The organism is Sphingomonas sp. FUKUSWIS1 (assembly GCF_000733135.1).
Taxonomy (GTDB): domain Bacteria; phylum Pseudomonadota; class Alphaproteobacteria; order Sphingomonadales; family Sphingomonadaceae; genus Sphingomonas; species Sphingomonas aerolata.
The window spans coordinates 1-3,415 of record NZ_JPJC01000177.1 but is presented as its reverse complement, the minus strand read 5'-3'; the positions used below and the strand labels follow the sequence as shown (position 1 = coordinate 3,415).

At 68.2% G+C, this 3,415-nt stretch carries 3 protein-coding genes; 1 reads left to right on the top strand and 2 read right to left on the bottom strand.

Annotated elements, in window-relative coordinates; all coding sequences use genetic code 11:
• A partial coding sequence (locus sphsw_RS11285; RefSeq protein WP_042467082.1) for an SAM-dependent methyltransferase occupies positions 1-363 on the bottom strand: 363 nt, incomplete at its 3' end.
• Positions 364-505: 142 nt separating this feature from the next.
• Positions 506-1,414: a prolipoprotein diacylglyceryl transferase gene (lgt, locus tag sphsw_RS11275; protein WP_031440708.1), complete on the bottom strand. Its 909-nt coding sequence runs from the start codon at positions 1,412-1,414 to the stop codon at positions 506-508.
• Positions 1,415-1,508: 94 nt separating this feature from the next.
• Between lgt and sphsw_RS11270 the strand changes: the two genes are divergently transcribed.
• The gene (locus tag sphsw_RS11270) at positions 1,509-3,197 is read left to right on the top strand and encodes a class I adenylate-forming enzyme family protein (RefSeq protein WP_031440707.1); all 1,689 of its coding nucleotides are present in this window, start codon (positions 1,509-1,511) and stop codon (positions 3,195-3,197) included.
• Positions 3,198-3,415: the final 218 nt, after the last annotated feature.

The window sequence follows — 3,415 nt, the reverse complement described above, 5'->3', positions numbered from 1 at the left end:
CGCGGTGCGGAGCGCGGGGCTGGTCTCGACGAAATGGACGGGGGGCACGAGGCCGGCCTTGGCCATCGCGCGCAAGGCATCGGCGGCGAGCGTGCCGCGGCCGGGGCCGAGCTCGACCCAGGCGATGTCCGGGCGGCCGGCGCGGTCCCACAGGTCGGCGCACCACAGGCCGAGGAGCTCGCCGAACATCTGGCTGATTTCGGGCGCGGTGGTGAAGTCGCCGGTCGCGCCGAGCGGGTCGCGGGTCGCGTAATAATGCGCGTTGGCGGCGGCCATGTACTGCGCGACGGGGACGGGGCCGGCGAGGGTGATCGCGCGGGCGAGGCGTTCGGGGAGGGCGGTGTCGGGGGTGATGTCAGTCATCATGTACTTCTCTACCTCCCCGGCGGAGGCCGGGGCCCAGTTGGGGGACGGTGATGACGGGGGCAGCACGCTCGTCACCTGGGCCTTCCCAACTGGGCCCCGGCCTTCGCCGGGGTGGGGATGAGGGTGAGGGTGGTGTCCGTTACGCGACGCTCTGCGAGCCGGCGATCGGTTCGACGCGGATGCGGCGGCGGGCGGCGGTGAGGATCAGGAAGAGGCCGCCGAGGATCATCGGCACGCAGAGCCACTGGCCCATGTGGAGCCCGGTCTTCTCGGCAAAGGCGCGCAGCTGCGAATCGGGTTCGCGGAAGAATTCGACGGTGAAGCGCGCGAGGCCGTAGCCGAGCACGAACAGACCGACGAGCTTGCCCGGGTCATAGCGCGCCTTGGTCTTCCAGAAGGCGAACCAGAGGAGCGCGAACAGCGCGAGGCCTTCGAGCCCCGCCTCGTAGAGCTGGCTCGGGTGGCGGGCGGGCTCGATCATGCCGAAGGGGACGGTGCGCGCGAAGACGATGCCCCAGGCGACGTCGGTCGGCTTGCCCCAGAGCTCGCCGTTGACGAAATTGGCGAGCCGCCCGAAGAACAGCCCGAACGGCACGCAGCAGGCGATATAATCGTGGACGCGCAGCCAGTTGAGCTTGTGCTTGCGCGCGAACAGGATCAGCCCGAGCGACACGCCGATGACGCCGCCGTGGAACGACATGCCGCCGTCCCAGAGCCGGAGGATGCGCAACGGGCGCAGGATCATCTCGGGCGCGTAGAACAGCACATAGCCGAGCCGCCCGCCGAGGATGATGCCGAGCGTCGCGTAGAAGACGAGGTCGTCGGCATGACGCCGCGCCATCGGAGCGCCGGGCTGCGCGAGCAGTTTCAGCAGATACCACCAGCCGAGCAGGATCCCGCCGATATAGGCAAGGCTGTACCAGCGCAGCGTGAAGAAGCCGATCGAGAAGACGTCGGGGTGGAGCCCCAGGTCCTCGAACCGGATATGTTGGCCCGTAGCGGGGCTAGGCAGGCCACCGGCTACGGCGGCTAAGGTCGACAGGATCAATGGCTTTTCCCCACGCGTTCGCGCCTGCATAATGAGCGGTGACGATAAGACCAAGGCGATAAGACCGGGGTCATCGGAGCAATGGGAGAGCGATATGCGGACCGAGCTAGACGCGGCGATGGATTCGACGATGGCGGCGCTGACCGCGCCCGGGGGGATGCTCGGGCTCGGATCGATCGAGCGGTTCGGCGTGACGCTGCCGACGATCGCGGTCGCGCCGCCCGCGCTCAACGCCTATTTCGCGCATTATGCCGGCGAGCACCGCGACCAGGTGTTCCTTGTCGCAGGCGACGAGCGGCTGACATTCGCCGAGGTCGAGGACGCGGCCGAGCGCGTCGCCTGCGCGCTGGTATCCGCGCACGGCATCCAGCGCGGCGACCGGATCGGCATCGCGATGCGCAACTCGCCGTCGTGGATCGTGCTGTACATGGGCATCATCATGGCCGGCGGGGTCGCGACGCTGCTGAACGGCTGGTGGCAGTCGGACGAGCTGGAGGCGGCGATCCGCGACGTCGACTGCAACATGGTGTTCGCCGATCCGCCGCGCGTGAAGCGGCTGACGCAGATCGCCGGGCTGGCGACGCCGGTGATCGGGATCGACGACACCCAGCCGCTGCGAATCGCGCTCGACGTGCTGCTGAAGGAGGATCCGGTCGGCGTCGCGCTGCCGCCGCTGGGGCCCGACGACCATGCGACGATCCTGTTCACGAGCGGGTCGACCGGCCAGTCCAAGGGCGCGCTGTGCGATCACCGCGCGATCATCCAGGCGATCTTCAACTATCTGGGCCAGGCGATGATGATGCTCGGCATCGCCACCGCGCAGGGCAATCCGCCGGTCGGCCAGCCGGTCACGCTGCTGACGATCCCGCTGTTCCACATCACCGGCGAGGTGCCGGTGTTCCTGCAGAGCTTCGCGATGGGGCGCAAACTCGTGCTGATGCCCAAATGGGATGCGCGCGAGGCGATGCGGCTGATCGAGGCGGAGGGCGTGACCTATTTCGTCGGCGTGCCGCTGATGAGCTTCGAGATCCTCAACCATCCGGATCGCAGCGACTATGACCTGTCGACGGTGACCGATTTCGCCGCGGGGGGCGCGCCGCGGCCGGTCGAGCATGTCCGGCGGCTGGGCGAGGAAATGGGCGGAAGCGCGCCGCTGATCGGCTACGGGCTCACCGAGACGAATGCGGTGGGGACGGGCAACTGGCGGAGCAATTATATCGCCAAGCCCAATTCGGCGGGGCGGGCGAGCGCGCCGCTGGTCGACCTCGCGATCCTCGACGATGACGGGCGCGCGCAGCCCGCGGGCGTGCGCGGCGAGGTGGGCATCCGCAGCGTGTGCAACTTCAAGGAATATTGGAATCGGCCCGAGGCGACCGCGGCGGCGTTCACCGCGGACGGCTATTTCCGGACGGGGGATATCGGGTTTCTCGACGAGGACGGCTATCTGTTCATCGTCGACCGCAAGAAGGACATCATCATCCGCGGCGGCGAGAATATCTCGTGCCAGGAGGTCGAGGCGGCGCTGTACCAGAACCCCGCGGTGGCGGAGGCGGCGGTGTTCGGGCTGGCGGACGAGCGGTTCGGCGAGGTGCCGGGCGCGGTGGTGGTGCTGCAGGAGGGCGAGACGCTGACGCCGGACGATCTGTGCGCGTTCCTCCACCAGCATATCGCGGCGTTCAAGGTGCCGCAGCGGGTCTGGATCGCCGACGCGCCGCTGCCGCGGCTGGGGACGGAGAAGATCGACAAGGTGACGATCCGGGAGCGGTATCGGGGGATGGTTTGAGGGGGGTGCGGCTGGGATAGCTCGCTTCTTCCCGTCATCCTGACGAACGTCAGGACCCAGGGCCCAGCGACGGTGCGTTTTGGTACTCTGGATCCTGACTTTCGTCAGGATGACGGGAGTGGGTAGGCGTGCGCGTGCCTCACGTCTGCTCGTCATCCTGACGAAAGTCAGGATCCAGGGCCCAGCAGCGGTGCGTTTTGGTACCCTGGGTCCCGACT